The organism is Variovorax sp. PMC12 (assembly GCF_003019815.1).
In the GTDB taxonomy this organism is placed as follows: domain Bacteria; phylum Pseudomonadota; class Gammaproteobacteria; order Burkholderiales; family Burkholderiaceae_C; genus Variovorax.
Map to the genome: position 1 here is coordinate 227,396 of NZ_CP027774.1, position 26,113 is coordinate 253,508.

Annotated in this window: 23 protein-coding genes; 14 read left to right on the forward strand and 9 right to left on the reverse strand. The window is 69.3% G+C overall.

Going from position 1 to position 26,113, the window contains the following annotated elements:
* Positions 1–34 precede the first annotated feature (34 nt).
* The 4 genes from C4F17_RS28550 to C4F17_RS28565 all read right to left on the reverse strand — a co-directional run bounded on the left by C4F17_RS28550 (position 35) and on the right by C4F17_RS28565 (position 4,028).
* A complete protein-coding gene (locus C4F17_RS28550) occupies positions 35–529 on the reverse strand; it encodes an Lrp/AsnC family transcriptional regulator (RefSeq protein ID WP_007828485.1) in 495 nt (164 codons plus the stop codon).
* Positions 530–596: 67 nt separating this feature from the next.
* Positions 597–2,000, reverse strand: a complete 1,404-nt coding sequence (locus tag C4F17_RS28555; RefSeq protein WP_106937868.1) for an aspartate aminotransferase family protein — start codon at positions 1,998–2,000, stop codon at positions 597–599.
* 157 nt (positions 2,001–2,157) lie between these two features.
* Entirely contained in the window at positions 2,158–3,090 is a 933-nt protein-coding gene (locus tag C4F17_RS28560; protein ID WP_106937869.1) for a 2-hydroxyacid dehydrogenase, read from the reverse strand.
* A gap of 59 nt (positions 3,091–3,149) precedes the next feature.
* Complete coding sequence (locus tag C4F17_RS28565; protein ID WP_106937870.1) at positions 3,150–4,028, reverse strand: GNAT family N-acetyltransferase; 879 nt, start codon at positions 4,026–4,028, stop codon at positions 3,150–3,152.
* 221 nt (positions 4,029–4,249) lie between these two features.
* Between C4F17_RS28565 and C4F17_RS33000 the strand changes: the two genes are divergently transcribed.
* The 11 genes from C4F17_RS33000 to C4F17_RS28615 all read left to right on the forward strand — a co-directional run bounded on the left by C4F17_RS33000 (position 4,250) and on the right by C4F17_RS28615 (position 17,368).
* Positions 4,250–4,456: a hypothetical protein gene (locus tag C4F17_RS33000; protein WP_159053766.1), complete on the forward strand. Its 207-nt coding sequence runs from the start codon at positions 4,250–4,252 to the stop codon at positions 4,454–4,456.
* A gap of 87 nt (positions 4,457–4,543) precedes the next feature.
* Complete coding sequence (locus C4F17_RS28570) at positions 4,544–5,209, forward strand: haloacid dehalogenase type II (RefSeq protein WP_081270965.1); 666 nt, start codon at positions 4,544–4,546, stop codon at positions 5,207–5,209.
* Between the two features lie 31 nt (positions 5,210–5,240).
* Positions 5,241–6,533, forward strand: coding sequence for an NAD(P)/FAD-dependent oxidoreductase (locus C4F17_RS28575; RefSeq protein ID WP_081270966.1), 1,293 nt, complete (start codon positions 5,241–5,243; stop codon positions 6,531–6,533).
* 72 nt (positions 6,534–6,605) lie between these two features.
* Positions 6,606–8,228, forward strand: a complete 1,623-nt coding sequence (locus tag C4F17_RS28580; protein WP_106937871.1) for an ABC transporter substrate-binding protein — start codon at positions 6,606–6,608, stop codon at positions 8,226–8,228.
* Between the two features lie 161 nt (positions 8,229–8,389).
* Positions 8,390–9,346: an ABC transporter permease gene (locus C4F17_RS28585; protein WP_081270968.1), complete on the forward strand. Its 957-nt coding sequence runs from the start codon at positions 8,390–8,392 to the stop codon at positions 9,344–9,346.
* Between the two features lie 10 nt (positions 9,347–9,356).
* Positions 9,357–10,262, forward strand: a complete 906-nt coding sequence (locus C4F17_RS28590; protein ID WP_106937872.1) for an ABC transporter permease — start codon at positions 9,357–9,359, stop codon at positions 10,260–10,262.
* Entirely contained in the window at positions 10,262–11,899 is a 1,638-nt protein-coding gene (locus tag C4F17_RS28595) for an ABC transporter ATP-binding protein (protein ID WP_106937873.1), read from the forward strand. The genes C4F17_RS28590 and C4F17_RS28595 overlap by 1 nt, the downstream gene beginning before the upstream one ends.
* An 11-nt stretch (positions 11,900–11,910) precedes the next feature.
* Positions 11,911–12,999: a tartrate dehydrogenase gene (locus C4F17_RS28600; protein ID WP_106937874.1), complete on the forward strand. Its 1,089-nt coding sequence runs from the start codon at positions 11,911–11,913 to the stop codon at positions 12,997–12,999.
* Between the two features lie 22 nt (positions 13,000–13,021).
* The gene (locus tag C4F17_RS28605) at positions 13,022–14,527 is read left to right on the forward strand and encodes an NAD-dependent succinate-semialdehyde dehydrogenase (protein ID WP_106937875.1); all 1,506 of its coding nucleotides are present in this window, start codon (positions 13,022–13,024) and stop codon (positions 14,525–14,527) included.
* Positions 14,524–15,966: an aldehyde dehydrogenase family protein gene (locus C4F17_RS28610; protein WP_106937876.1), complete on the forward strand. Its 1,443-nt coding sequence runs from the start codon at positions 14,524–14,526 to the stop codon at positions 15,964–15,966. The genes C4F17_RS28605 and C4F17_RS28610 overlap by 4 nt, the downstream gene beginning before the upstream one ends.
* 76 nt (positions 15,967–16,042) lie before the next feature.
* Complete coding sequence (locus C4F17_RS28615; protein WP_106937877.1) at positions 16,043–17,368, forward strand: NAD(P)/FAD-dependent oxidoreductase; 1,326 nt, start codon at positions 16,043–16,045, stop codon at positions 17,366–17,368.
* Between the two features lie 42 nt (positions 17,369–17,410).
* Here the strand turns inward: C4F17_RS28615 and C4F17_RS28620 are convergent, their stop codons facing one another.
* From C4F17_RS28620 to C4F17_RS28635, 4 genes are read right to left on the reverse strand one after another with little or no spacing between them, the layout of a single operon-like run.
* Complete coding sequence (locus tag C4F17_RS28620) at positions 17,411–18,748, reverse strand: MmgE/PrpD family protein (protein WP_106937878.1); 1,338 nt, start codon at positions 18,746–18,748, stop codon at positions 17,411–17,413.
* A 56-nt stretch (positions 18,749–18,804) separates the two neighbouring features.
* A complete protein-coding gene (locus C4F17_RS28625; protein ID WP_106937879.1) occupies positions 18,805–20,904 on the reverse strand; it encodes an acetate--CoA ligase family protein in 2,100 nt (699 codons plus the stop codon).
* 4 nt (positions 20,905–20,908) lie between these two features.
* Positions 20,909–21,700, reverse strand: coding sequence for an enoyl-CoA hydratase/isomerase family protein (locus C4F17_RS28630; RefSeq protein ID WP_106937880.1), 792 nt, complete (start codon positions 21,698–21,700; stop codon positions 20,909–20,911).
* 32 nt (positions 21,701–21,732) lie between these two features.
* Positions 21,733–22,689 carry a tripartite tricarboxylate transporter substrate binding protein gene (locus tag C4F17_RS28635; RefSeq protein ID WP_442805207.1) on the reverse strand — a complete coding sequence of 319 codons (957 nt, stop codon included), beginning with the start codon at positions 22,687–22,689 and terminating at the stop codon, positions 21,733–21,735.
* 193 nt (positions 22,690–22,882) lie between these two features.
* Between C4F17_RS28635 and C4F17_RS28640 the strand changes: the two genes are divergently transcribed.
* Entirely contained in the window at positions 22,883–23,683 is an 801-nt protein-coding gene (locus tag C4F17_RS28640) for an IclR family transcriptional regulator (protein WP_106937881.1), read from the forward strand.
* A gap of 46 nt (positions 23,684–23,729) precedes the next feature.
* Here C4F17_RS28640 and C4F17_RS28645 read toward each other — a convergent pair whose 3' ends face one another.
* Entirely contained in the window at positions 23,730–24,674 is a 945-nt protein-coding gene (locus C4F17_RS28645; RefSeq protein ID WP_106937882.1) for a LysR family transcriptional regulator, read from the reverse strand.
* 102 nt (positions 24,675–24,776) lie between these two features.
* Here C4F17_RS28645 and C4F17_RS28650 point away from each other — a divergent pair, with 102 nt between their 5' ends.
* Both C4F17_RS28650 and C4F17_RS28655 read left to right on the forward strand, forming a co-directional pair.
* On the forward strand, positions 24,777–25,706 hold the full coding sequence (locus C4F17_RS28650; RefSeq protein WP_106937883.1) for a ketopantoate reductase family protein: 930 nt from the start codon (positions 24,777–24,779) through the stop codon (positions 25,704–25,706).
* Complete coding sequence (locus C4F17_RS28655) at positions 25,703–26,086, forward strand: VOC family protein (RefSeq protein ID WP_081270979.1); 384 nt, start codon at positions 25,703–25,705, stop codon at positions 26,084–26,086. The genes C4F17_RS28650 and C4F17_RS28655 overlap by 4 nt, the downstream gene beginning before the upstream one ends.
* Positions 26,087–26,113 lie beyond the last annotated feature (27 nt).

The window sequence follows — 26,113 nt, forward strand, 5'->3', positions numbered from 1 at the left end:
ACCACGGCCGTCGCCTGCATCGCGCAGGCGCTGGTCAGCGCTCGTGGGGAAAGAGCCGTTCGATCGGACAGTGCGTCTTGATGAACGGCGACTTGATGACGATGTAGCTGAAGTACTTCGCGATACCGATGTTGCGTTCGAGCAGCCCCTCGATCACTTCCTGGTAGTGGTTCACACCACGGGTGAGGAAGCGCAGCAGGTAGTCGTAGCCGCCACTGACCAGATGGCATTCGAGCACCTCGTCGACCTCGCGGATCGCGGCCTCGAAGCGCACGAAATCCTCGCGGTGGTGGTCCGACAGGGTGACCTCGGTGAACACGGTCAGCGTGTCGCCGAGTTTTTCGAGCCGCAGGTGCGCGCCGTAGCCAGCGATGTAGCCGGCCTGCTCCAGTCGCTTCACCCGGATCAGGCAGGGGCTGGGCGACAACCCCACCGCGTCGGCCAGGTCGACGTTGGTCATGCGCCCGTTCTTCTGCAACTGGGCCAGGATGCGCAGGTCAAGTCGGTCGATCTTGAAAGCTTCAGACATGGCAATCCTGAAAAAAGCGAAAGAGGCCTCGATTCTGCTTCGTCGGCGCGATGCCGGGGCACTCCTTTCAAGTCGCCAGCGCAGCGCGGACGTCGGGCGCGTCGAGCACGTCGTCGAGCGTCTTCTTCAGGCGCGCGAACAGCTGCGCGAACTCGTCCTGCGTGAAGGTGAGCGCGGGCGCAAAGCCGAGGATGTGATCGCCGAAGGAGCGGAACACCAGCCCGTTGCGATAGCCGGCTGCGAAGATGCGGTCGGACAACCCGAGCGCCGCATCGAAGCCGCGCTTGCTGGCCTTGTCGCTCACCAGCTCCAGCGCGCCCAGCAGGCCGCGGTGGCGTGCGTCGCCCACCAGCGGATGCGCGCGCAGCGCGTCGAGCCCGGCCGAGAAATGCGCCGCGCCGCGCTGGCCGTTGGCCAGGATGCCGCCTTCCTCGTAGAGCCGCAGCACCTCGAGCGCGACAGCGGCGCCGACCGGGTGCGCCGAATAGGTCGCGCCGTGGCCGATGGATGCGCCCGCAGGCGCGCCGTCGGCGATGCCGGCGTAGACCTTCTCGGACATCATGGTCGCGCCCATCGGCACGTAGCCGGCCGTCAGGCCCTTGGCCATGGTCATCAGGTCGGGCTCCACGCCTTCGGCCTCGCAGGCGAACATGGGGCCGGTGCGGCCGAAGCCGGTGATCACCTCGTCGACCACGAAGAGGATGTCCAGCTCGCGCGCGGCCTCGCGCATGGCCTTGAGCCAGCCCTTGGGCGGCACGATGACGCCGCCCGAGCCCTGGATGGGCTCGCAGAAGAAGGCCGCCACGTTGTCCGCGCCCAGCTCGGCCACCTTGGCGCGCAGCGCCGCGACCGACGAGGCAATCAGTGCCTGCGGATCGGCGCCGTCGGCATGGCGGTAGGCATAGGGCGACGCGATGTAGTGCTGCGTGGGCAGCGGCAGGTCGAAGCCGCGATGGAAGGCCGGCAGCGCCGTGAGGCCTGCGCCGGTGGACGACGAGCCGTGGTAGCCGCGCTCCAGCGAAATGAAATGCTTCTTCGACGGCCGGCCGGTCGCGTTGTAGTACTGCACGATGAAGCGCACCGCGGCATCGACCGCCTCGGAGCCGCCCAGCGTGAGGTACACGCGGGTCAGCGACGCGGGCGTGATCTGCACCAGCTTCTGCGCCAGGCGGATGGCCGGCTCGCTGCTGAAGTGGAAGTAGCCGGTCGCGTACGGCAGCTTGCGCATCTGCTCGGTGGCGGCCTGCACCACGCTCTCCTGCCCGTAGCCCACGTTCACGCACCACAGGCCGGCGAAGGCGTCGAGCAGTTGGTGGCCGTTGCCGTCGGTGAGCCAGGCGCCCTGGCCCGAGGCCAGCACGGTGGGCCCGCGCTGCTCGTGCACGCGCCAGGGCGAGACGGGGTGGATGAGGTGCGCGCGGTCGACGGCGTCGAGCGCGGCTTGTGGGGGCAGTGCGGTGGGGTGCGTCATGGGCTGTGAAGGAGCGAGAGCGGAGGAAGCTTTCGATGCCCTCAGCTTAGGCGGCACGCCCTGCAAGGTGGTGCTGCTTTGGGGGTGCCGCACGCAGCAGCCTGCGGTTGTGCATGCGGCATGCAGCAGATCGTGCGGCGGCCTGCGATTCCTCCGCTCAGTACCCGCGCGCGCGGTCGACCAGCCCGACCATCGGCTTGCCTGCCTCGAAGCGCGCAAGGTTGTCGAGCACCACTTCGGCCGCGCTCAATGGCTGCGTCATGCTCGCGATGTGGGGCGTGAGCTGGATGCGCGGATGGCGCCAGAAGTCGTGCTCCGGCGGCAGCGGCTCGGGATCGGTCACGTCGAGCACCGCATCGCCGATCTGTCCGCTGGCGAGTGCGCCCAGGAGGTCGGCATCCACGAGTTGCGGCCCGCGCCCCGCATGCACCAGTCCGGCGCCCGGTGGCAGCAACGAGAACAGCCGCGCATCGAGAAAACCGCGCGTCGAATCGGTCAGCGGCAGCAGGCACACGAGGATGTCGGTGCGCGCGAGGAAGGCCGGCAGTTCGTCCGCGCCGGCATGGCATTGCACGCCGTCGACGGCATGGCGCGAACGGCTCCAGCCCGCGCAGTCGAAGCCCAGCGCCACGAGCTGTGCCAGCACGGCCTGCCCGAGCGAGCCCAGCCCGAGCACGCCGATGCGGCGTTCGCTCGCAGGGCGCACCGTCAGCGGCTTCCAGAGGCCCTCCTGCTGCTGGCGCCGGTATTGCGGCATGTCGCGGTGCAGGCCGAGCACCGCATGCGTCACGTACTCGACCATGCCGCGCACGATGCCGGGCTCGACCATGCGCACCACGGGCAGCGCAGGTGGCAGCGACGCGAAGTCGAACTGGTCGACGCCCGCGCCCGAAGAAAACAGCACCTGCAGATCGGGGAAGCGCGTCGCCAGGTCGTCCGGCGGCTCCCACGCCGCGAGAAAGCGCACGTGTGCCGGATCGCCGATGTCGGGCCAGATGCGGAAGTCGATGTCGGGCGCGCGTCGGCGGAACACGTCGGCCCACAGGCGGCCTCTTGCCGGGTCGGATTTGTAGAGGAAGGTGGTTTTCATGAGGAGATCAGCTCAGGCTGGTACCCGGTCGGCGCGCTCGCGCCCTGAACAGCACGCGCTCATCCCACGGCCTGGGTCACGACGGCGAAGAGCGAGGGCCCGCCGGGCGGCGTCACGAGAGGCGCACCACGCACCATCGTCGTGGGCGCATCCACGCGCAGCAGCCCGATGCTCTCCAGGCATTCGGCCAGCCCGCTGTCGAAGTCGATGTCGATGCGCGTGAAGTGCCCGGCATTCACGCTGGCGAGGTGCGCGATCAGCGCCTTGGCGCCATCGAGATCGGGCGCGACCACCGGCCCGATCGAATGACCGCGCCCGAAGCGGCGCAGCATCGCGAAGCCGCGCGGTTCGTTGTCGTGGTCGAGCACCACGCAGGCGTCGGCGCTGGCCAGCAGATCCTTGATCAGTGCATCGCGCGGCATGCCGCGCGCCGCGGCGTCCAGGGCCTGCAATGCGGCGGCCTCGTGGACACCGGCGGGCCGCAGTCGCCAGCCGGGCTGCAGGGCCACCAGCGGCGCGGGCTGCGCGAGGCCCTGGTGCTGGCGCAGCTCGCCCGTGCGCACGAAGCCCAGGCGCTCGTAGAGGCCGCGCCCCTCGGCGGTGGCGTGCAGCAGCACCGTGCGGTCTTCCAGGCCGTCGAGCACCGCGCTCATCAGGCGATGCCCGATGCGGCGGCCCTGGCAGGCCGGCGTCACGACCACGAGGCCCAGGCTTGCGTGGCGCTCGCCCCAGAGCCAGCGCAGCGCGCAACCGACGATCTCGCCGTCACGCTCGGCCACCACGCCTTGCGCATGCGCGAACACCTGCTCCCAGTCCGCCAGCCGGTGCGGCCAGCGCAACTGGTCGGTCAGCGCCTGCGCGGACGGCAGGTCGGAGGGGGTCATCGGTCTGAGCACCACGCCGTCGCCGGCGGGTGCATTCGGGGTCTGGTCAGGCATTGAAGGGTCTCGCAGCAAAGGGATTTCCCTTCCATCTTGGACGACATCGGCGCGCGTTGCCAGACCGGAAGCGACCCGCGACGCAACTTGCAAGCTTCGGCTGCCGAGCGCCCGGGTTTTGCAATTCGCTGCGGTGGGGCGCCGCTGTACGCATACAAATGCTGCGCCAACCTGCCTAGCATGGACCGCCGCTCTTGCGCAGTCCCACCGATCACACGCCCATGCAAGCCTTCCAGACGCGACAGATCTTCCCGGCCGATGCCGGCCGCATCGTCGTGCATCAGCGGCGCACCGAGGTGCACGCCGCACCTGCGCAGGGCAGACCGCATGGCATGCCGTCGCCGGCCCTCCAAACCGCAGCTTCATCGCGGCGGGCAACGTATTTCCGTACAACTGCTGCCTGGCTGCGTGCTGCAATCAATCCGTAATTTGCTTGTCGCAATTGCCGTCTGAAGAAGTGGCCGGCGACCGGTTCCAACAGGCCGACGAACTAACGACACACAGGACCAGAGACCATGACCTTCAAACCCAAGTACGTGACTTTCGACTGCTACGGAACGCTGACCCGCTTCCGCATGGCGGAGATGTCCCACGAGCTCTTTGCCGACCGCGTTCCGGCCGAGCGCATGGCGCAGTTCATTGCCGACTTCGCGGCCTACCGCTTCGACGAGGTGCTCGGTGCCTGGCAGCCCTACGAGGTGGTTCTGAAGAACGCCGTGCGGCGCCTGTGCCGCAAATGGAAGATCCAGTACTTCGACATCGACGCGCAGAAGATCTACGACGCGGTGCCCACCTGGGGCCCGCACGACGACGTGCCCGCCGGCTTGGCCAAGGTGGCCAAGGAAATTCCGCTGGTGATCCTGTCGAACGCGTCGGACGACCAGATCCAGAAGAACGTCGCGACGCTGGGCGCGCCCTTCCACCGCGTCTACACCGCGCAGCAGGCACAGGCCTACAAGCCGCGCCTGACGGCCTTCGAGTACATGCTCGACTCGCTGGGCTGCAACCCTGAAGACGTGCTGCACGTCTCGTCCAGCCTGCGCTACGACCTGATGTCGGCGGACGACCTGGGCATCGTCAACAAGGTGTTCGTCAACCGCGGCCACGGGCCCGGCAATCCGGCGTACCGCTACACGGAAATCAAGGACATCGGCGGCCTGCCAGGCGTCGTGGGTCTCTGATCTTTCTTCTGCACCGCACCAGCCCCCAGCCATGAAGCTCGACTCTTACTGGACCGATTCGGCACCTGCCTTCGTGCCCGAGGCGCGAGAGCTCCCGGCGCAGGTCGACGTCGCCATCGTCGGCGGCGGCTTCACCGGCCTGTCGGCGGCGCTGGCGCTGGCCAGGCGGGGCGCGCGCGTCGCGGTGCTCGAGGCCGGCACGCGGGTGGCGGCCGAAGCGTCGGGGCGCAACGGCGGGCACGTCAACAACGGGCTGGCGGTCGACTACGCCGATGTGGCCGCCAAGGTGGGCGTCGAACGCGCACGCGGCTGGTACCACGCGTACGACGCTGCGGTCGACACCGTGGCGCGGCTGGTGCGCGAGGAAGCCATCGACTGCGACTTCATGCGCCACGGCAAGCTCAAGCTCGCCACGCGGGCGAACCAGATGAGCGCGCTCGCGCACAGCGCGCGGCGCCTGCTCGACGATGGCGTGGACAACGATATCGAGATCCTGGACGCGGCACGCGTGCGCGCCGAAGTGCAGAGCGATCGCTTCCACGGCGGCCTGCTCTACAAGCGCAGCGGCCAGATGCACATGGGCCGCTTCGCGCACGGGCTGGCCACCGCAGCGCAGCGCTGCGGCGCGCAGATCCACACCGGCACCGAAGTGCGCCGCATCGAACGGGTGGGCCAGGGCCACGCCCACCGGCTGCACACAGCGCGCGGCACGGTCGCCGCCGAGCAGGTGCTGCTGGCCACGGGCGCGACGCGCCATGGCGGCTACGGCAGCTTCGGCTGGCTGCGCCGGCGCATCGTGCCGATCGGCAGCTTCATCGTCGTCACCGAGCCGCTGGGCGCGGAGCGCGCGCAGGCACTGCTCGCGGGACAGCGCACCTACACGACCATCGCGAACATCCACCACTACTTCCGGCTCACGGCGGACCACCGGCTGGTGTTCGGCGGGCGCGCACGCTTCGCGGTCTCCAGCCCTCAGTCGGACGCCGCCAGCGGAGAGATCCTGCGCGCAGGGCTGGCCCAGACCTTTCCACAGCTCGGCGAGGTGCGGCTCGACTATTGCTGGGGCGGACTGGTCGACATGACGCAGGACCGCCTGCCGCACGCCGGCGAACGCGACGGCCTCTACTACGCCATGGGCTACAGCGGCCACGGCACGCAGATGTCGGTGCACATGGGCGATCGCATGGCCGCCGTGATGAACGGCGATGCGGGCGCCAACCCGTGGCAGGGCCGCGACTGGCCCGCCATTCCCGGCCACTTCGGCCCGCCGTGGTTCCTTCCGGCGGTGGGCCTCTACTACCGGCTCAAGGACAGGCTGGCCTGAGGCTTGCCTTCGCCCCCTTCTTTCTTTCGTTTCCGCTTTTCTTCCACCCAAGGCCTCCCAGGAGCACCCACCATGAGCGACAGCAGCAACAAGAGCTTCGAAAACCTCGTCGGCCCCGATGAAAGCCTTCGTGTCATGGCATCGCTCAAGCGCGGTGCCTCCCGGCGCGACATCCTGGCGATGCTGATGGCCGGCGGCATGCAGGCCACGCTGGCCGGCAGCCTCGCGGGCATGGCGGTGTCGGCGCACGCGCAGACGCCGCGGCGCGGCGGCCGCATCCGGGTGGCGGGCGCCACGGCCGCCGCGACCGACACGCTCGACCCCGCCAAGCAGTCGAACCAGACCGACTACTCGCGCTGCAACATGCTCTACAACGGCCTGACTTCGCTGGACGGCAGCCTCGCGCCGCAGCCCGCGCTGGCCGAATCCTTCACCACGAAGGACGCGAAGACCTGGGTGTTCACGCTGCGCAAGGGTGTCGCCTTCCACGACGGCAAGGCGCTCGCGCCCGCCGACGTGGTCTTCTCGGTGATGCGCCACAAGGAGCCCGCCGTCGCCTCCAAGGCCAAGGTGCTGGCCGACCAGATCGAGAGCGTGAAGGCCACGGGCGCGAATGAAGTGACGATCGTGCTGAGCGCGCCCAACGCCGACCTGCCGGTGATCCTGGGCACCTTCCACTTCCAGATCGTCAAGGACGGCACCACCGACTTCAACGCCGGCATCGGCACCGGCCCCTACAAGCTCAAGGAGTTCAAGCCCGGCATCCGCTCGCTGGTGGTGCGCAACGAGGCCTACTGGAAGACCGGCAAGCCGTACCTCGACGAGATCGAGTTCGTCGGCATCGGCGACGAGAGCGCGCGCGTCAATGCGCTGCTGTCGGGCGGCATGGACCTGGTGGCCTCGGTCAATCCGCGCTCGGTGGAGCGCGTCAAGGGCACGCCCGGCTTCGGCATCTTCGTGACCCAGTCCGGCCAGTATTCCGATCTGGTGATGCGCAAGGACGTGGGCCCCGGCGCCAACCCCGATTTCGTGCTCGGCATGAAGCACCTGTTCGACCGCGAACAGATGAAGAAGACCATCGCGCTCGACTACGCGGTGGTCGGCAACGACCAGCCGATCGACCCGACCAACCGCTTCCACTTCGCCGGCCTGCCGCAGCGCCCCTTCGACCTCGACAAGGCCAGGTTCCACCTGCAGAAATCGGGTGTCACCGGCAAGGTGTCGATGGTGGCCTCGCCCGCCGCGCTGTACTCGGTGGAAATGTCCTTGCTGCTGCAGCAGACCGCCCAGCGCGCCGGCCTGGAGATCGACATCAAGCGCATGCCGGCGGACGGCTACTGGTCGAACCACTGGCTCAACAGCCAGGTGGGCTTCGGCAACGTCAACCCGCGCCCGAGTGCGGACGTGCTGCTCACGCAGTTCTTCCAGTCGGGCGCTGCCTGGAACGAGTCGCGCTGGAAGAGCGACAAATTCGACCAGCTGCTGCTGGCCGCGCGCGCCGAGACCGACCTGGCCAAGCGCAAGCAGATGTACGCCGACATGCAGACCATGATCCACCAGGACGCGGGCATCGGCATTCCGCTGTTCCTCGCGAGCATCGACGGGCACAGCGCCAAGCTCAAGGGGCTGTCGCCGATTCCGCTGGGCGGCCTCATGGGCTACAACTTCGCCGAGAACGTCTGGCTTGAATCATGACTCGCCCCCAGGCTTCGCGCACTTCGTGTCGCTTCGCCAACCCCCTTCCGGGGGCAACACCTGCGGCCCGGCAAAGCCGGTTGCGCGGTGTTTCCCGAAGGGGCCTGGCTCCGCAGGCCGCGTCGGTGCGCTACTGCCTCCAGTGAAATGGGATTGCTGAGATGAATCGACTGATCCTCAAGCTCTTGGTGCAGCGCGTTGCGCTGGCGCTGCTGTCGCTTCTGGCGGTGTCGGTGATCGTGTTCTCGATCACGGCGGTGCTGCCGGGCGACGCGGCCGAGGAGCAACTCGGGCAGGACGCCACGCCGGAAGCCCTCGCCGCGCTGCGCGTGCAGATGGGCCTGGACGTTCCCGCGCCCAGGCGCTATGCGCAATGGCTGCTCGGCATGGCAAAGGGCGACCTGGGCCGCTCGGCGACCACGCAGATGCCGGTGTCGCAACTGGTGGCCAGCCGCCTGCCCAACTCGCTGCTGCTGGCCGCCGTCACCGCGCTGTTCTCGGTGCCCATCGCGCTCGCGCTGGGCATCGCCTCGGCGGTATGGCGCGGCTCGTGGTTCGACCGCGCGGCCTCCACCTCGGCGGTGGCGGTGGTGTCGGTGCCGGAGTTCCTGGTCGCCACGCTGGCGGTGCTGGTGTTCGCGGTGAAGCTGCGCTGGCTGCCGGCGCTGTCCTTCGTCAGCGACATCGATTCGCTCGGCCAGATGCTGCAGGCCTTCGCGATGCCGGTGCTCGTGCTGTGCTGCGTGATCGTCGCGCAGATGATGCGCATGACGCGCGCCGCCGTGATCGACCAGCTCGAGGCGCCCTACATCGAGATGGTGCGGCTCAAGGGCGCCTCGCCGATGCGCACGGTGCTGGCGCACGCGCTGCCGAACGCCGTGGGGCCGATCGCCAATGCGGTGGCGCTGAGCCTGTCGTACCTGCTGGGCGGCGTGATCATCGTCGAGACCATCTTCAACTACCCGGGCATCGCCAAGCTGATGGTGGACGGCGTCTCGCAGCGCGACATGCCGCTGGTGCAGACCTGCGCCATGATCTTCTGCAGCGCCTACCTGATCCTGGTGACCGCCGCCGACATCTGCGGCATCGTCGCCAACCCGCGGCTGCGGCACCGCTGAAGGAAGCGTCATGGAAACGTCCACAACTTCCAACGCCGTGAACGCCACGGCCTCCCTGGCGCCGGTGGCGCAAGAAAGCCGGGGCGGCCCGAGGCGCTGGCTCGGCGCCTTTGGCGCCTCCGGCCTGCTCGGCCTCGCGGTGCTGCTGTTCTGGGTGTTCGCGGCGGCCTTCGGCCCCTGGCTGCTTTCGTTCGGCACGCAGGCCACGGGCACCTCGAACGTGTTCATGCCGATCAGCGCGGCGCATTGGCTCGGCACCGACTACCTCGGCCGCGACATGCTGGCGCTCGTGGTCCAGGGCGCGCGCTACACGGTCGGCGTGGCGCTGCTCGCCACGCTCGTGGCGAGCGGCATCGGCACCACGCTGGCGCTGCTGGCCGCCGCCAGCGGCCGCTGGCTCGACGCGACGCTCAGCCGCGGCCTGGACACGCTGACCGCGATCCCGAGCAAGATGTTCGCGCTCATCATGGTGGCGGGCTTCGGCTCCTCGGTGCCGATGCTGGTCGCCACCGCGGCCATCATCTACGTGCCGGGCGCCTTCCGCATCGCGCGCTCGCTGGCCGTCAACATCAACGCGCTCGACTACGTGACGGTGGCGCGCGCACGCGGCGAGGGCACGCTCTACATCATGCTGCGCGAGATCCTGCCCAACATCGTCGGCCCGATGCTGGCCGACCTGGGCCTGCGCTTCGTCTACATCGTGCTGCTGCTGGCGAGCCTGAGCTTCCTCGGCCTGGGCATCCAGCCGCCGGCGGCCGACTGGGGCTCGCTGGTGCGCGAGAACATCGGCGCGCTGGCCATGGGCGGGGCCTCGGTCATCGTGCCGGCGCTGGCCATCGCGAGCCTGACCATTTCGGTCAACCTGGTGATCGACAACCTGCCCGGCCGTGCCGCGCGCGAAATGGGGAAACGCTGATGGGAGCACCACTCACCGTCGAGGGCCTGAGCATCCGCGCGGGCACGAGCACACTGGTCGACGACCTGAGCTTCTCGGTACAGCCCGGCGAGGTGCTGGCGCTGATCGGCGAGTCGGGTTCGGGCAAGACCACCACCGCGCTGGCGCTGATGGGCCATGCACGCCAGGGCTGCAGCATCTCGGCCGGCCGGGTGCGCATCGGCGACACGGAAGTGCTGTCGCTCGATGCCCGCGCGCAGCGCGCGCTGCGCGGGCGTACCGTCTCCTACATTGCGCAGAGCGCGGCCGCATCGTTCAACCCCTCGCGCACGATCATGGACCAGGTGATCGAGCCCACCGTGATCCACGGCCTGTGCAAGCGGGCCGAGGCGCAGGCCAAGGCCGTGGCGCTGTTCCGCGAGCTGGCGTTGCCCGACCCGGAAGGCATCGGCGCGCGCTATCCGCACCAGGTCTCGGGCGGCCAGCTGCAGCGGCTGATGGCTGCGATGGCGCTGATCGGCGACCCCGATCTCGTGATCCTCGACGAGCCGACCACGGCGCTGGACGTGACCACGCAGATCGAGGTGCTGCGCGCCTTCCGCCGCGTGGTGCGCGAGCGCCGCGCCACCGCCGTCTACGTGAGCCACGACCTGGCTGTGGTGGCGCAGATGGCCGACCACATCCTGGTGCTGCGCAACGGCCGCATGCGCGAGATGAACGCGACGGGGCAGATCCTCGCCGCGCCGGCCGACGACTACACGCGCAGCCTGCTGGCCGCGGCACGCCCGCAGACGCGCGCTGCGGCCGGTGCCACGGACGACGGCCGCGAACTGCTGCTCGAGGTGCGCCAGCTCTCGGCCGGCTACGGCCCGGCCGACGCGCAGGGCCGCCCGGCCAAGCCGATCCTGCAGGACATCGACCTGAAGCTCTACCGCGGCCAGGCGATCGGCGTGATCGGCGAATCGGGCTCGGGCAAGACCACGCTGGCACGCGCGGTGGCGGGCCTGCTGAAACCCAGCAGCGGCAGCGTGCTCTTCCACGGCCGCGAACTGAAGCCGACGCTGCAGCAGCGCGAACGCGACGAGCTGCGCCGCATCCAGATCGTGTTCCAGATGGCCGACACGGCGCTGAACCCGTCGCAGACCATCGAGCGCATCCTGGCGCGGCCGCTGGAGTTCTACAAGGGCCTGCGCGGGGAGCCGCTGCGCCGGCGCATCCGTGAACTGCTCGACCTGGTGAAGCTGCCGCAGACCGTCGCCGGGCGCCTGCCCGGCGGCCTCTCGGGCGGGCAGAAGCAGCGCGTGAACCTCGCGCGCGCACTGGCGGCCGAGCCCGACCTGATCCTCTGCGACGAAGTGACCTCCGCGCTCGACACGGTGGTCGGCGCCGCGGTGCTCGACCTGATCGCGGAGCTCAGGCGCGAGCTCGGCGTGTCCTATCTCTTCATCAGCCACGACCTGCACACGGTGCGCGCCGTGTGCGACGAGATCGTCGTGATGCAGCACGGCCGCAAGCTCGCGCAGGTGGCGCGCGCCGACTACGACCGCGGCCCGCACCACCCTTACTACGAGGTGCTGGCGCGCTCGGTGCCGGAGTTGCGCCAGGGCTGGCTCGACGACATGGACCGCATGGACCGCCCCCATGCCATCGCATCATGAGCAGGACCGAAATGACGCCCACCTTCCGCATCGCGGTGATCGCCGGCGACGGCATCGGCAAGGAAGTGATGCCCGAGGGCCTGCGCGTGGTGCAGGCCGCCGCGGAGCGCTTCGGCTTCGAACTCGACTGCCGCACCATCGACTGGGCGAGCGCCGACCACTACGCGGCGCACGGCCAGATGATGCCGGACGACTGGAAGGAGCAACTCAAGGGGGTGGACGCGCTGTACTTCGGCGCCGTCGGCTGGCCCGCGACGGTGCCCGACCATGTGTCGCTCTGGGGGTCGCTGCTGAAGTTCCGCCGCGAATTCGACCAGTACATCAACCTGCGTCCGGTGCGCCTCTTCGAGGGCGTGCCCTGCCCCCTGGCCGGCCGCAAGCCCGGCGACATCGACTACCTCGTGGTGCGCGAGAACACCGAGGGCGAGTACACCTCGCTCGGCGGCGTCATGTACGAAGGCACCGAGCGCGAGATCGTGATCCAGGAGTCGGTGTTCTCCCGGCACGGCACCGACCGCGTGCTGCGCTTTGCCTGCGAGACGGCGCGCGCGCGCCGGCGCAAGCACCTGACGGTGGCCACCAAGAGCAACGGCATCGCCATCAGCATGCCGTGGTGGGACAAGCGCGCCGATGCGGTCGGCCTCGACTACCCCGAGCTGACGATCGACAAGCAGCACATCGACATCCTGTCGGCGCGCTTCGTGCTGCAGCCCACGCGCTTCGACGTGGTGGTGGCGAGCAACCTGTTCGGCGACATCCTCTCCGACCTCGGGCCCGCGACCACCGGCACCATCGGCCTTGCGCCTTCGGCCAACCTGAATCCGGAGCGCAGGTTCCCGTCGCTGTTCGAGCCGGTGCACGGCTCCGCGCCCGACATCTACGGCCAGAACATCGCCAACCCGATCGCGATGATCTGGTCCGGCGCGCTGATGCTGGACTTCCTCACACAGGGCCAAGGCGCGGGGCGGGCCGCGCACGACGCGATCCTGGAAGCCATCGAGGCGGTGCTGCGCGACGGCCCGCGCACGCGCGATCTCGGCGGTTCCGCGAGCACGACCGAAGTGGGCCTTGCGATCGCCGAGCGCGTCGCGGCGGCCTGAAACCAGGAAAGACTTTTCAACCATGACCACCGAACTCCAACCTGCAGACCTGATGCCCGGGCGGCATCTCATCGGCGCCGAGTGGCGTGAAGCCAGCGACGCGCGCCGCCTCGACGTCACCGACCCCGCGACCGACGGCGTCTTCGCAAGCGTGCCCGACGGCACGCCCGCCGATGCACGCGCGGCGGTCGATGCCGCGCATGCGGCCTTCCCCGCATGGCGCGCCGTGCCCGCGAAGCAGCGCGCACAGATCCTCAAGCGCTGGAACGACCTCGTGATGGCCCGCCAGGAAGACCTGGGACGGCTGATCTCGCGCGAACAGGGCAAGCCGCTGGCCGAGGGCCGCGGCGAGGTGGCCTATGCGGCCAGCTACATCGAATGGTTCGCCGAAGAAGCGACGCGCGCCAACGGCGAGGTGATCCCGGCGCCGGTGACGGCCCGCCGCATGCTCGCGCTGAGGGAGCCCGTGGGCGTGGTCGCCGCGATCACGCCGTGGAACTTTCCGGCGGCCATGATCGCGCGCAAGATCGCGCCGGCACTCGCCGCCGGGTGCACCGTGGTGTGCAAGCCGGCCGAAGACACGCCCCTGACCTCGCTCGCGCTCGTGAAGCTGGCACAGGAAGCGGGCGTGCCGCCGGGCGTGCTCAACATCGTGACCGCCTCGCGCGAACGCACGCCGGAAGTCGTCGATGCCTGGCTCGACGACTCGCGCGTGCGCAAGATCACGTTCACCGGCTCGACGCCCGTGGGCAAGCACCTCGCCCGCCGGTCGGCCGACACGCTGAAGAAACTGTCCCTCGAGCTCGGCGGCAACGCCCCCTTCATCGTGTTCGAAGACGCCGACCTCGACGCCGCGGTGGAAGGCCTGATGGCCGCGAAGTTCCGCAATGGCGGCCAGACCTGCGTGTGCCCGAACCGCGTGTTCGTGCAGGCTGCCGTGCACGATGCGTTCGTGGACAAGCTGGCGGCACGGGTCGGCGCGCTGCGCGTCGGGCCTGCCAGCGACGAGTCCTCGCAGATCGGTCCGATGATCAACGCGCGCGCCGTCGAGAAGATCGAGCGCCACGTGCACGATGCCGTCTCGCGGGGCGCGCGCGTCGTCGTCGGCGGCAAGCGGCTGCGCGATGCGCGACGCGACGGCCCCAACTACTACGCGCCCACGGTGCTGGTGAATGCCGACGCGACGATGGAGTGCAGCTGCGAGGAAACCTTCGGGCCCGTGGTGCCGGTCACGCGCTTCGAGAGCGAGGCCGACGTGATCGCCGCCGCCAACGACACGCCCTTCGGCCTCGCGGCGTACTTCTATTCGACCGACGTGCGGCGCATCTGGCGCGTGGCCGATGCGCTGGAGTCGGGCATCGTCGGCATCAACGAAGGCGCCCTGGCCGCCGAGGCGGCGCCCTTCGGCGGCGTGAAGGAATCGGGCTACGGCCGCGAGGGCTCGGTGCATGGCCTGGAGGACTACATGCACATCAAGTACGTATGCCAGGGGCAGCTGTCGAGCTACCCGTGGAGTGAAGCTCGATGACGGCATCCGACGACCGCAGCGGGGACGACGCCCGGTTCTATGTCGACGGACGCTGGGAAGAACGCAGCCACGCCGCGAGGATCGCGGTCGTCAATCCCTTTTCCGAAGAGATCGTCGGGCATGTCGCGGCCGGCTCGACGGCGGATGTGGACCTTGCCGTCGCTGCAGCCCGGCGCGCTTTCGAAACCTTCTCGCGAAGCACGGTCGACGAACGGCTGGCGCTGCTGGGCCACGTCCTGGCGCTGCTGGAAGAGCGCGCGGAGTTGTTCGCGCAGGCCATCGTGACGGAGATGGGCGCGCCCATCGGATTCGCGCGGTCCGCCCATGTGCCGTTCGCGATCGCGCATGTGCGCACCCAGATGGAAGTGCTGCGGCGCTACAAGTTTCTTTCCATCGAGGACGGCTTCGCCATCTCGAAGGAGCCGATCGGGGTGTGCGCGCTGATCACGCCCTGGAACTGGCCGCTGTACCAGATCACCGCCAAGGTCGCGCCCGCGATTGCCGCGGGGTGCACGGTGGTCCTGAAGCCCAGCGAGCTGTCGCCCTACAGCGCCCAGCTCTTTGCGCAGGTGATGCACGACGCCGGCGCGCCGGCCGGGGTCTTCAACCTGGTCGGCGGCACGGGGGAAGTGGTCGGCGCGGCCTTGGCGGCGCACCCCGACGTCGACATGATCTCCATCACCGGCTCGACGCGCGCCGGCGTCCTCGTGGCGCAGGCGGCCGCGGTGACGGTCAAGCGCGTGGTGCAGGAACTGGGCGGCAAATCGCCGAACCTCTTTCTCGACGACGCCGATTTCGAGCAGGGCGTCGCGAAGGGCGTACTGGCGGGCATGCGCAACGCAGGCCAGTCGTGCAGCGCGCCCACACGCATGCTGGTGCCCGAATCGAGGCTCGCCGAAGTGGAAGCCCTGGCACATGCGGCGGTGTCCGCCATCACGCTCGGCGATCCGCGCAACGAAAAGACCTCGATGGGGCCGATTGCCAATGCGGCGCAATACGCCAGGGTCCAGGCAATGATCACCAGCGGCATCGAGGACGGCGCCAGGCTGGTCTGCGGCGGTCCGGGCAGGCCCGATGGGCTGGGCCGGGGCTATTTCGCGCGCCCGACGGTGTTCTCCGATGTCACGCCCGCCATGCGCGTGGCGAGCGAAGAAATCTTCGGCCCAGTGCTGGTGGTCATGCCCTACCGCGACGAGGCGCAGGCCATCGCCATTGCCAACGACACCGTCTACGGGCTCGGTGCGAGCGTGCAGTCCGGCGACCGCGACCGCGCGCGCCGCGTGGCGGCCCGGCTGCGCGCGGGCCAGGTGCATATCAACTATCCGGCCTGGAACGGCCACGCGCCTTTCGGCGGCTACAAAAGGTCCGGCAACGGCCGCGAATACGGCGTCCACGGATTCGAGGAATACCTCGAGACCAAGGCTGTCGTCGGCTATTGATCCCGTCTTCAGCATCCGGCGACGAACGGCAAGCATGCCTGCAGTCTTTCACTGACCGCTCACGAATATTCCGAGAATGCCCGCACCACTATCTTCCGTAGCCTCCAGCCCGGACCTGCCGACGCACGCGGATGTCGTCGTGATCGGCGGCGGCATCATCGGCGTTTTCGCCGCCTACTACATGGCCAGGCGCGGCATGAAGGTCGCGCTGGTGGAAAAGGGCCGCGTCGGCGCCGAACAGTCGAGCCGCAACTGGGGCTGGTGCCGCCAGCAGAACCGGGACGCCCGCGAGTTGCCGATGGCCACCAAGAGCCTGGACCTGTGGGAGCAATTCACGGCGCAGACCGGTGAGGTCACCGGCTTTCAGCGATGCGGTCTGCTCTATCTGAGCAACAGCGAGCAGGAGCTGGCTGGCTGGGCCCGCTGGGGCGAGTTCGCGCGCACGGTCGACGTGAAGACCCAGATGCTGAGTGCGCAAGAAGCGGCGCAGCGCGGCCGCGCCACCGGCAAGCCTTGGAAGGGCGGCGTCTTTGCTCCCACCGACGGCACCGCGGACCCTTCGCGCGCGGCCCCGGCGGTGGCCCGGGCGCTCCTGAAACTCGGCGCAACGGTGCACCAGGGCTGCGCGGCGCGGGGCGTGGAGACAGAGGGCGGGCGGGTCTCGGCAGTGGTCACGGAGCACGGATCGATCCGCACACAGGTCGCGGTACTCGCCGGAGGTGCCTGGGCATCCTCGTTCTGCCGCCAGTACGGCATCCGGTTTCCCCAGGCTGCGATCCGGCAGACGGCGCTGTCGGTGGCCACGGGCGAAAAAGACATACCGGCCGCACTCCACACAAGCGGCGTTTCCATGACACGGCGCGTCGACGGGGGCTATACGCTGGCCGTCAGCGGCCGAGGACGGGTGGACCCGACACCGCAGCTTCTGCGTTTCGCACCGCAGTTCCTGCCCATGTTCCAGCGAAGGTGGCGCAACCTCGCGCCCGGCGGACTGGAGGGCGTGCGCTCGGGCCATGAAGGCTGGTCCCGCTGGCGGCTCGACAAGCCGACCCCGATGGAGCGGATGCGCATTCTGGATCCGAAGGCGGACGCGGCGGCGGTCGAGCTGACGTACAGGCGCGCGGTGGAACTCGTGCCGGCACTGGAGGGCAGTCCTGTCACGGCCGCCTGGGCGGGCTATGTGGACAGCACGCCTGACGGTGTCCCGGGAATCGGCGAGATGTCGAGCCTGCGCGGACTGGTGCTGGCGGCCGGCTTCAGCGGCCATGGCTTCGGCATCGGGCCCGGGGCGGGCCATCTGATCGCCGACATCGTCAGCGGCGCCGCGCCCCTCGTCGACCCACGGCCCTATCACCCGGACCGATTCCTGTCGTCGGCGTGGGGCAAGGTCGCGGACTTCTAGGGACGGCCATGACGCCCGAGCGCCGCGGCGGCCCGCGCGACGTCAGCCGGCCAGCCCCTGCAGGTCGCCCGCCCGATCCAGCGACCAGATGTTGCGCAGCAGCGTGCGCGCGCGCTCGGTGCCGATCACCGGCGCCGCCAGTTCCAGCAGCTTGTCTTCCAGTTCCGCGTCCGACAGCGGCAGCTCGGGGTCGCCCTTGCGGTCGGGTTGCAGCCAGGCGTGGCGCTGGCCGTCGATCGTCTCGATCTCCACCCGGGCCGAGCGTCGGCCCGGGAAGGCGGCGTCGATCTCAGGATCGACCACGGCCGTGATGCGCGCCATCATCGCGCGCGTGTCGGCATCCGCCAGCCGCTCGGGCGTGTACGCCGAGAGCCGCACGCTGCCATGCACCAGCGCCGTGGCCACCACGAAGCGCAGGCTGAAGCGCGCCTCGTTCTCGGTGCGCGGATCTTCATGGCAGGCGATGTCCAGCGCGGGACCATAGGTGGCCACGTGCACGCCGCGGACGTCCGCGGCCCGCAGGCCGTGCCGGCGCGCCAGTTCCAGGGCACCGTCGATGGCAGCGAAGGTATGGCCGCAGCCGATGTGGTTCTTGAAGGTCAGCCGGGCGATGTGGAAGTCGCGCCCCAGCGTGTCGCCCACCGCCGACCAGTCCGGCGCGTCGCTCATGGCACGGCCGAAGCCCGCTTCGCCCTCGAGCACGTCCAGCGAGCCCGTCACACCCTGCGCGGCCAGTTGCGCCGCGAGCACGCCGCCTTCGGCGGCACGCCCTGCATGCAGCGGCTTGGACATCGAATCCATTCGAAAGGCCTGCTGCAGCCCCGCCGCGAAGGTGGCGGCCGTGGCCAGCGCATGGGCGAAAGGCGCGCCGTGCAACCCCAGCAGGCCGGCAGCGGCGGAGGCCGCGCCGAAGGTGCCTACCGTGCCCGTGTTGTGCCAATGGCGATAGTGCGCCCGCCCCATCGCCACGCCGATGCGCGTCGAGACCTCATAGCCGAGCACCACGCCGCGCAGGAAATCCAGGCCGCTGGCGCCCCGGTCCTGTGCGATGGCCAGCGCGGCCGCCACGGTGGCCGCGCCGGGGTGGTACATGGCATCGCGGAAGCTGTCGTCCACCTCGGCCGCATGGGCCGCCGTGCCGTTGAGCAGGGCCGCCGCACGCGCCGGCGCCAGGCGGCCATCGGGCAGGCGCGCACGGCCACGGTCGAGGTCGTCGGCAAGCAGCGCGCGAAGCTGCGGCATGGGCGCAACGTCCAGGCCGGGAAACAGCGCGGCATGCCAGTCGATCACGGCGCGCTTGGCATGGTGCAGCACCTCGTCGTCCAGCCGGGCCTGGCGGAATTCGGTGGCGTAGCGGGCGAATACTTCGGTGGCGTACACGGGATGTCCGATCGGTTCGGGAACAGGAGAGAAAGAAGAAGAACCAGACCTGTCGCTCAGGCCAGCACGACGACGCCGTCGGCGGCGCGCACGCCCTGCCCCTGCGGCAGCACGAAGACGGGATTGATCTCGGCCTCGACCAGGCGCTCGCCAAGCTGCGCCGCCATCCTCGAGAAAGCGACGATCGCGTCGACCAAGGCCTCGACGTCGGCCTTGGGCCGCCCACGGAACCCGTCCAGCAGCGGCCAGGTCTTGAGATCGCGCGCCATGGACAGCGCCTCGGTCCGGCCGAGCGGCTTCAGGCCCTGTGCGTCCTGCGCGAGCAGCCGCATGGAGGTGTCCTTGAAGAGCTCCGCCGTCACGCCGCCCATGCCCAGCAGGATGGCCGTGCCCAGCGCATCGCGGTGCATGCCCAGGATCAGCTCCGTGCCGCCCGCAACCATCTCCTGCACGAGAAAGTGCTGCGGATGCACGCCGGTGCGGGCCTTCACCTCGGCCGCCATGCGGCCGATGCGCTCGCCGATGGTGTCGCCGTCCAAGCCGACCGCAACGCCGCCCACGTCGCTCTTGTGCGTGATCTCGGACGACAGGATCTTGAGCACGACGCGCCCACCCAGCTCGCGCGCGGCGGCTTCGGCCTCGGCCGGCGAAGCGACCACGCGTTCCGAGGCGCAGGGCACGCCGAAGCGCGCGAACAGCTGCTTGGCCTTTGCCTCGTCGAGCGAGCCGGAGGGAAAGTCGCAGGCCTCGACCGGCGGCAGCGCCGCGTCGTCTTGTGCAGGCGCCATGAAGCGCTGCACGCGCAGCATGCCGGCCAGCGCGGCGGTGCAGCTCTCGGCGGCGGTGAAGGCCGGCACGCCGCGCCGCGTGAGCAGTGCGCCCACTTCGGGCGCATGCGGGCTCACGTAGGCCATCACCGGCTTGTCGGAGTTCGGCAGGCATTCCTGGATGGCGCCGGCCAGCAGCTCGGGCATGGCCAGGCTGGAGGAGCCGACGATGATCACCAGCGCGTCGTAGCTCGGGCTCGCCAGCAGCGCGTTGATGGCGCCGCGCAGCAGGTCGGGGCGCAGGCCCGCGAGCGTCACGTCGATGGGGTTGCGGTCGAGCACGGCCTCGCTGCCGCTCTGCAGCGCGCGCAGTGCATTGGCGGTGGCCTCGTCGGGCGCGGGCGTATCGAAGCCCGCCACGCCCAGGTCGTCCGACACCAGCGTGCCGGCGCCGCCCGTGGAGGTGAGGATGGCGACGCGCCCGCCGCGCAGCCTGCGGCCCGTGGACAGCGCCACGGGAATGTCCAGCAGATCCGAGAAACTCTGCGCCCGGATCACGCCGACCTGCCTGAACAGCGCGTCGTACACGCTGTCGGCACCCGCCATGGCACCGGTGTGCGACACGGCGGCCTTCGCGCCCGCCTCCGAGCGGCCGATCTTGAAGGCAACGACCGGCTTGCCCAGGCGTGCGGCCTTCAGGCAGGCCGCACGGAACTTCGCGGGGTCGCGCACGGTTTCGACGTACAGCGCAATCACCTTGGTGGCGGGGTCGTCGGCCAGATGGTCGATGAAGTCGGCCAGTTCCAGGTCGACCTCGTTGCTCGTGGAGATCAGCTTCGACAGGCCGATGCCGCGCGCCGCGGCGCGCGACAGCAGCGAGCCCAGGATGCCCCCGCTCTGCGAGACCACGCCGATGCCGCCGGCCTGGAACTCGTCCATCTCCAGCGCACCGGACGGCGACAGGACGATGTTGTCCGTGAGGTTGACGAGCCCGATGGTGTTGGGGCCCAGGATGCGCATCGTCCCTGCTGCCTCCACCAGCTGCTGCTGGCGCCGCGCACCCTCCTCGCCGGTTTCGGTGTAGCCGCTGGCCAGCACGATGGCGGCGGCGCAACCGCGCTGCGACAGCTCCTTCACGGCCAGGTGCGCACGCTCGGCGCCCAACAGCACGACGGCGACGTCGGGCACTTCGGGCAGCGAGGCGATGTCGGGGTAGCACGGCAGCTCGCCGATGCGCTCGACCTTCGGGTTCACCGGCAGGATGCGCCCGGAGAAGCCGTGCTTCTGCAGGTAGGCGACGGGCCGGCCGGTGGTTTTCTTCGGGTCTGCCGAGGCACCGATGACGGCGACGCTGCGTGGCGACAGCAGCTTGGCGATGGCGTCGTTCATGGGGTCAATCCTTCGCGGCCGTCTTGGCCAGGAACGCTTCGACCGACGCGCGGTGCTCGCTGCTGGTGTAGCAGATGCCCTGCGCCTGGCTGCCCTGCGCGAACACGTCGTGCGAGGTCAGCTCGAAACTCTGGTTGAGGATGGTCTTGGTCAGCGCGAGCGCAGTGGAAGACACGGACGACAGTTCGGCAGCCCACGCCTGGGCGTCGGCCAGCAAGGTCGCGGCGCTCGTCTTGCGGTCGACGATGCCCAGCGCAAGGGCTTCTTCCACCTTGACCTGGCGGCCGGTGAAGATCAGCTCCTTGGCCTTCGGCAGGCCCACGCGGCGCGGCAGGAAGTACATGCCGCCGCCATCGGGAATGATGCCGCGCAGCACATAGCTCCAGGCAAAGCTGGCCCACTCGCTGGCGATGATGAAGTCGCAGGCCATCGCGGTGTCCGCCCCCAGCCCGGAGGCGGCCCCGTTGACCGCCGCGATCACCGGCTTGGGCATGGTGTGCAGCAAGGCCTGCACATGGTGCACGCGCTGCTGGCGATGCCAGCCGTTGAAGCCGACCTCGCCTGCCGGTGCGTTCATGCGCTTCTGCATTCCGCTGATGTCCCCGCCGGCGCAGAAGCCCTTGCCCGCACCGGTCAGCACCATGGCCCTGATGGCCTTGTCCGCCGCCACGTGCTCCAGCACGTCGATGAATTCCGTGCGCATGTCGTCGCTCATGGCGTTGCGCTTGTCGGGGCGGTTGAATGTCACGGTCGCGATGGCGTCCGTCACCTGAAACTCGATGAGGGTGTATGTCATGTGCTTTTTCCTGGGCGGTCGATGGCCGCCGTTCAATCGGCCTTGATGCCGTTTTCCTTGATGACGCGCGCCCAGCGTTCTTCTTCGGCCCGGACGTAGCTGTCGAGCTCCGCCGGCGGCCCGGCGTTGATGGCCAGCCCTTCGTGCTCGATCTTCCGCACGAAGTCGGGTGCACGGGCGGCCTTGCGGCCGGCGGCGTTGAGGCGCTCGATGACTGCGGGCGGCGTGCCGGCCGGCACGTACAGGCCGTACCAGCTCTCCACCAGATAGCCCGGCACGCTGGCGGCGATGGCCGGCACGCCCTTGAATGCCGGCGAGGGCTCGGCCGTGGTCACGCCCAGCGCGCGCAGCTTGCCGCCGTCGACGAAGTTGGACACCGCCGCCGCGGTGGCGAACATCATGTCGACCTGGCCGCCCAGCAGATCGGTCAGCGCGGGCCCTGCGCCCCGGTAGGGAATGTGCGTGAGCTTGACCTTCGCGAGGTTGGCGAGCATCTCGCCGGCCAGGTGGGCGGAGGTGCCCGCGCCTTGCGACGCATAGGTCAGCTTGCCCGGGTTGGCCTTCGCGGCGGCGAGCAGGTCGGCCACGGACTTGTAGGGGCTGTCGGGGCGCACCACCAGCACGTTGGGTCCGCGACCGATAAGAAGGACAGGCGCGAAAGCCTTGTTGCTGCCGTAGGGAAGCTTGGGCTGCAGTGCAGGGTTGACGGCATGGGCGAACGAGGCGACCACGACGCTGTAGCCGTCAGGCGCGCTCTTGGCCACGTTGTCCGTGCCGATCAGCGTTCCCGCGCCCGGCTTGTTGTCGACGATGACGGGTTGTCCGAGATCCTTGGACATCTCCGCGCCCAGCGTGCGGGCGATCAGGTCGGTGCCCCCGCCCGGAGCGAAGGGCACGACGAACCGGATCGGTTTGTCTGGATACGCGAATGCCGCGCCGAAGGCCGCAAGACCCATGAAGAGGAAGAAAAGCGCGCGCAGTCGGCGCATGCAATGAACAGCCATGATCTGATGTCTCCAGAACCAAGTGTTGAATCCCTTTGTGCTCGCGAACGTTCTTGGCTACGCCGCGGATGGGTTGCGCGGACTTTAGGAGCAAGTGATCGAATCCGGGGATGCCAATTCCATTGATTGGAATTTCCCTATGATGATTCGCTCTCCGCAAGACCCCGCAGCCCACGCCATGACCGATCAAGCCCGCTTCTTCCTCGACCACAAGCCCGGTCGATCGCCCGCGAACCGCTCGCTGGAACGGGGGATCGAGATCCTTCGCGCGTTTCGTCCCGGCTCGGAGCTGCTGGGCAATGGCGAACTGGCCGAGCGCACAGGCCTCTCCAAAGCCACGGTGAGCAGGCTCGCGCAGACGCTCGTCGGCACCGGCATGCTGCAGCTCGACAAGGCCGAGCGCGCCTACCGGCTGGCGCCCGGGGTCCTGAGCCTTTCCCATGCGATGCGAACCGCGTCGCGGGTCTTGCAGGCAGCGGCTCCGCGCATGCTGGAGCTGGCCAGGAAGCGCCACATCAACGTGGGGCTGGCCGCGCCCGACCGGGAAGAGATGGTCTACCTGGAGTCCATCCGGTACGCCAGGCGCGCGGCGCTGCGCCACGTGGTCTCCGGCCAGCGCGTGCCGATGGAACTCACTTCGCTCGGCCGTGCGTACCTGGCCGCGCTCGCGCCGCGTCCCCGGGCCCAGCTGATGCAGCTTCTTTCACGACGCCGCCTGCACTGGAAGGGCATTCAGGCCGAGATCAGGCAGGCATGCGCCGATGTGCAGGAAAGAGGTTTTTGCGCCGCGGCCTGGCAGCCTGAAGTGGTTGCCCTGGCCACGCCGCTGGAAGTCGAAGGCGCGGTCTACGCATTGAATGTGAGCCTCTCGACACGCGAGTCGATCGCCGAGATCGCGCGCGAGCTGGGACCGTCGCTTCTCGCCCTGGCCCAGGCCGTTCGCCATGACCTGGTGCTGCAGGAGCCGAGGTTCGTTTGATTCGCACGCCCTGGCACGGGGCCACCCATCGCCGCAGAGCATCAGGCTAGCCGCGCGCTTTCGATTTCCTGGCAAAGAGCCCCTCGCACAGGCCGCGCAGCCAGCGGTTCGCGGGGTCCTGGTTGTAGCGCGCATGCCAGTGCTGCTTGACGGTGAAGGGCGGCACCGGCACCGGGCAATCGAACACCGCGAGCCCGTTGGAGCGGGCCAGCGTCTCGCCGATCTGGCGGGGCACGGTGGCCACGAGGTCGGTGGTCGAGACGATGGCGGCCAGGCCCAGGAAGCCTGGCAGCTCCAGCAGGATGCGGCGCGCCACACGGTGCCGAAGCAGCGCCGCCTCCAGCAACTGCACGCCCGTGCCGCCGACGATGCCGATGTGCGCCTCGGCCTTGTAGTCGCGCAGGCCCATGCCCTTGGCGCCGACGCGCGGATGCCGTGCATTCACCAGGCACACCCAATCCTGCGGATAGAGCACCTGTTGGTAGAAGCCTGATTCGAGCCATGGCACCAGTCCGATCGCAAGGTCGGCCTGGCCGGACTGCAGCGCCTGCCCGGTCTGCTCGTCGATGCGCGCGGCCTCCAGGCGAATGCCCGGGCCCACGGCGCGCACATGGGCCAGCAGTTGCGGCAGCAGCGTGATGTGGCTGGCATCGGTCATGCAGATGCGAAAGCGCCGCGTCGCACTCGACGGATCGAACACTTCCTGCGGCGCGGCCACGCGGCGCAGCGCCGCCAGTGCCTCGCGCGCCGGAACGATCAGCTCGTCCGCACGCGGCGTGGGCTGCATGCCCGCCGCGGTGCGCACGAACAGCTCGTCGCCCAGGTGCCGGCGCAGCCGGCCCAGCCAGTTGCTCACCGTCGGCTGGCTCTGGCCGAGCTGGTCGGCCGCGCGCGTCACGCTCTGCGTGGTGTAGATCAAGTCGAACAGGCGCAGCAGCTTGAGGCTGAGCAGGCCCGTGCCCGCATCGAGGTTGTCGTCGTCGGCGTTCATTTCAAAACGGAATGTAGACCATTCGTCCCATGTCATGGACGAGATGTTGCTCGCAACCTATCTTCAGCGCATTCCTTCGAGATATTCCTAGTGGAGACAGGCATGAAGATCTATTTCATGGGCGCTGGCGCGCTCGGCTGCGCCATCGGCGGCACGCTCGCCGCCGGCGGGTCGGACGTCACGCTCATCGATCCTTTCCAGGCGCACGTCGACGCCATCAACCGCGACGGTCTCCTCATGAAGGAAGGCGACTCGGAACGCCGGGTCACGGTGCGCGCGGCGAACAGCGTCGAGGGCCTGCCGCCGGCTGACCTGGTGATCGTGCTGGTCAAGTCCTTTCACACGCGCTCGGCCATCGAAGGCGCGCTGTCGATCGTCGGCCCCGGCACCGCGCTGATGTCGCTGCAGAACGGCATGGGCCACGAGGAGATCCTGGCCGACGTCGCCGGCCGCGCGCACGTGCTGGCCGGCAAGACCTACGTCGGCGGCGTTCTGCTCGGCCCGGGCAGCGTCATTGCCGGCACGCGCGGCAAGCGCACGGTGATCGGCGAACTCGACGGCAGCGTGAGCGAACGCGCCAGGGCCATCGCCGCCGAATTCGAGCGCGCCGCACTCCCCTGCGAGGTCAGCGACAACATCCTGGGCGTGATGTGGGACAAGCTGCTCATCAATGTCTCGACCGGCGCGCTCAGCGGCATCACGGGCCAGGTGTACGGCAGCCTCTACGCGGTGCCCGAGATCGAGGCCACGGCCGTCGCCGCGGTGGCCGAGGCCATGGCCGTCGCGCGGGCCAGCGGCGTGAAGCTGTCGATCCAGTCGCCGCGCGATGCATGGGTCATGGCCGCCGAAGGCCTGCCCTACGAATTCAAGACCTCGATGCTGCAGAGCCTGGAGAAAGGCTCCATCACCGAGATCGACTTCATCAACGGCGCGGTGGTGCGCGGCGGGCTGCAGCATGACGTGCCGACGCCGGTCAACCAGACGCTGGTTGCGGCCATCAAGGGCATCGAACGCCGGCTGGAGGCGAAATGAGCACGCCGCGCGCCTATGTGGAGCACGTCGCCATCTGGGTGAAGGACATCCACTGGCACATCAGGTTCTTCCACGACGTCTGCGGCATGACGATGCGCGAAGTACAGGGCACGCTCGAAGAGCCGGTGCAGTACTGGACCCTCGGCGGCCTGCAATTCATGGCCAAGCCGGACTACGCAGGGCCTGAAGGCCGCCTCGGCCATCTGGGGGTGATGTGCGAAGACCTCGAAGCCGCACTCGCCGCCGCGCAGGCCTTCGGCGTGACCGAAATGCCGCAGGGCCGCAACTGGCTGCGCCTGCCGGACGGCCTGGCCGTCGAGTTCATCCAGGCCAGCGCCGGCGCCGTGGCGCGCGTGCTCGCCATCGATCCCCGCGCCTGACGACCCGCCACCCATACAGAGAGAGAC

Excerpts from the sequence above, each read along its gene's own strand:
- C4F17_RS28550 (WP_007828485.1), bottom strand. The coding sequence starts at position 529 with ATGTCTGAAGCTTTCAAGATCGACCGACTTGACCTGCGCATCCTGGCC.
- C4F17_RS28555 (WP_106937868.1), bottom strand. The coding sequence starts at position 2,000 with ATGACGCACCCCACCGCACTGCCCCCACAAGCCGCGCTCGACGCCGTC.
- C4F17_RS28560 (WP_106937869.1), bottom strand. The coding sequence starts at position 3,090 with ATGAAAACCACCTTCCTCTACAAATCCGACCCGGCAAGAGGCCGCCTG.
- C4F17_RS28565 (WP_106937870.1), bottom strand. The coding sequence starts at position 4,028 with ATGCCTGACCAGACCCCGAATGCACCCGCCGGCGACGGCGTGGTGCTC.
- C4F17_RS33000 (WP_159053766.1), top strand. The coding sequence starts at position 4,250 with ATGCAAGCCTTCCAGACGCGACAGATCTTCCCGGCCGATGCCGGCCGC.
- C4F17_RS28570 (WP_081270965.1), top strand. The coding sequence starts at position 4,544 with ATGACCTTCAAACCCAAGTACGTGACTTTCGACTGCTACGGAACGCTG.
- C4F17_RS28575 (WP_081270966.1), top strand. The coding sequence starts at position 5,241 with ATGAAGCTCGACTCTTACTGGACCGATTCGGCACCTGCCTTCGTGCCC.
- C4F17_RS28580 (WP_106937871.1), top strand. The coding sequence starts at position 6,606 with ATGAGCGACAGCAGCAACAAGAGCTTCGAAAACCTCGTCGGCCCCGAT.
- C4F17_RS28585 (WP_081270968.1), top strand. The coding sequence starts at position 8,390 with ATGAATCGACTGATCCTCAAGCTCTTGGTGCAGCGCGTTGCGCTGGCG.
- C4F17_RS28590 (WP_106937872.1), top strand. The coding sequence starts at position 9,357 with ATGGAAACGTCCACAACTTCCAACGCCGTGAACGCCACGGCCTCCCTG.
- C4F17_RS28595 (WP_106937873.1), top strand. The coding sequence starts at position 10,262 with ATGGGAGCACCACTCACCGTCGAGGGCCTGAGCATCCGCGCGGGCACG.
- C4F17_RS28600 (WP_106937874.1), top strand. The coding sequence starts at position 11,911 with ATGACGCCCACCTTCCGCATCGCGGTGATCGCCGGCGACGGCATCGGC.
- C4F17_RS28605 (WP_106937875.1), top strand. The coding sequence starts at position 13,022 with ATGACCACCGAACTCCAACCTGCAGACCTGATGCCCGGGCGGCATCTC.
- C4F17_RS28610 (WP_106937876.1), top strand. The coding sequence starts at position 14,524 with ATGACGGCATCCGACGACCGCAGCGGGGACGACGCCCGGTTCTATGTC.
- C4F17_RS28615 (WP_106937877.1), top strand. The coding sequence starts at position 16,043 with ATGCCCGCACCACTATCTTCCGTAGCCTCCAGCCCGGACCTGCCGACG.
- C4F17_RS28625 (WP_106937879.1), bottom strand. The coding sequence starts at position 20,904 with ATGAACGACGCCATCGCCAAGCTGCTGTCGCCACGCAGCGTCGCCGTC.
- C4F17_RS28630 (WP_106937880.1), bottom strand. The coding sequence starts at position 21,700 with ATGACATACACCCTCATCGAGTTTCAGGTGACGGACGCCATCGCGACC.
- C4F17_RS28635 (WP_442805207.1), bottom strand. The coding sequence starts at position 22,689 with ATGCGCCGACTGCGCGCGCTTTTCTTCCTCTTCATGGGTCTTGCGGCC.
- C4F17_RS28640 (WP_106937881.1), top strand. The coding sequence starts at position 22,883 with ATGACCGATCAAGCCCGCTTCTTCCTCGACCACAAGCCCGGTCGATCG.
- C4F17_RS28645 (WP_106937882.1), bottom strand. The coding sequence starts at position 24,674 with ATGAACGCCGACGACGACAACCTCGATGCGGGCACGGGCCTGCTCAGC.
- C4F17_RS28650 (WP_106937883.1), top strand. The coding sequence starts at position 24,777 with ATGAAGATCTATTTCATGGGCGCTGGCGCGCTCGGCTGCGCCATCGGC.
- C4F17_RS28655 (WP_081270979.1), top strand. The coding sequence starts at position 25,703 with ATGAGCACGCCGCGCGCCTATGTGGAGCACGTCGCCATCTGGGTGAAG.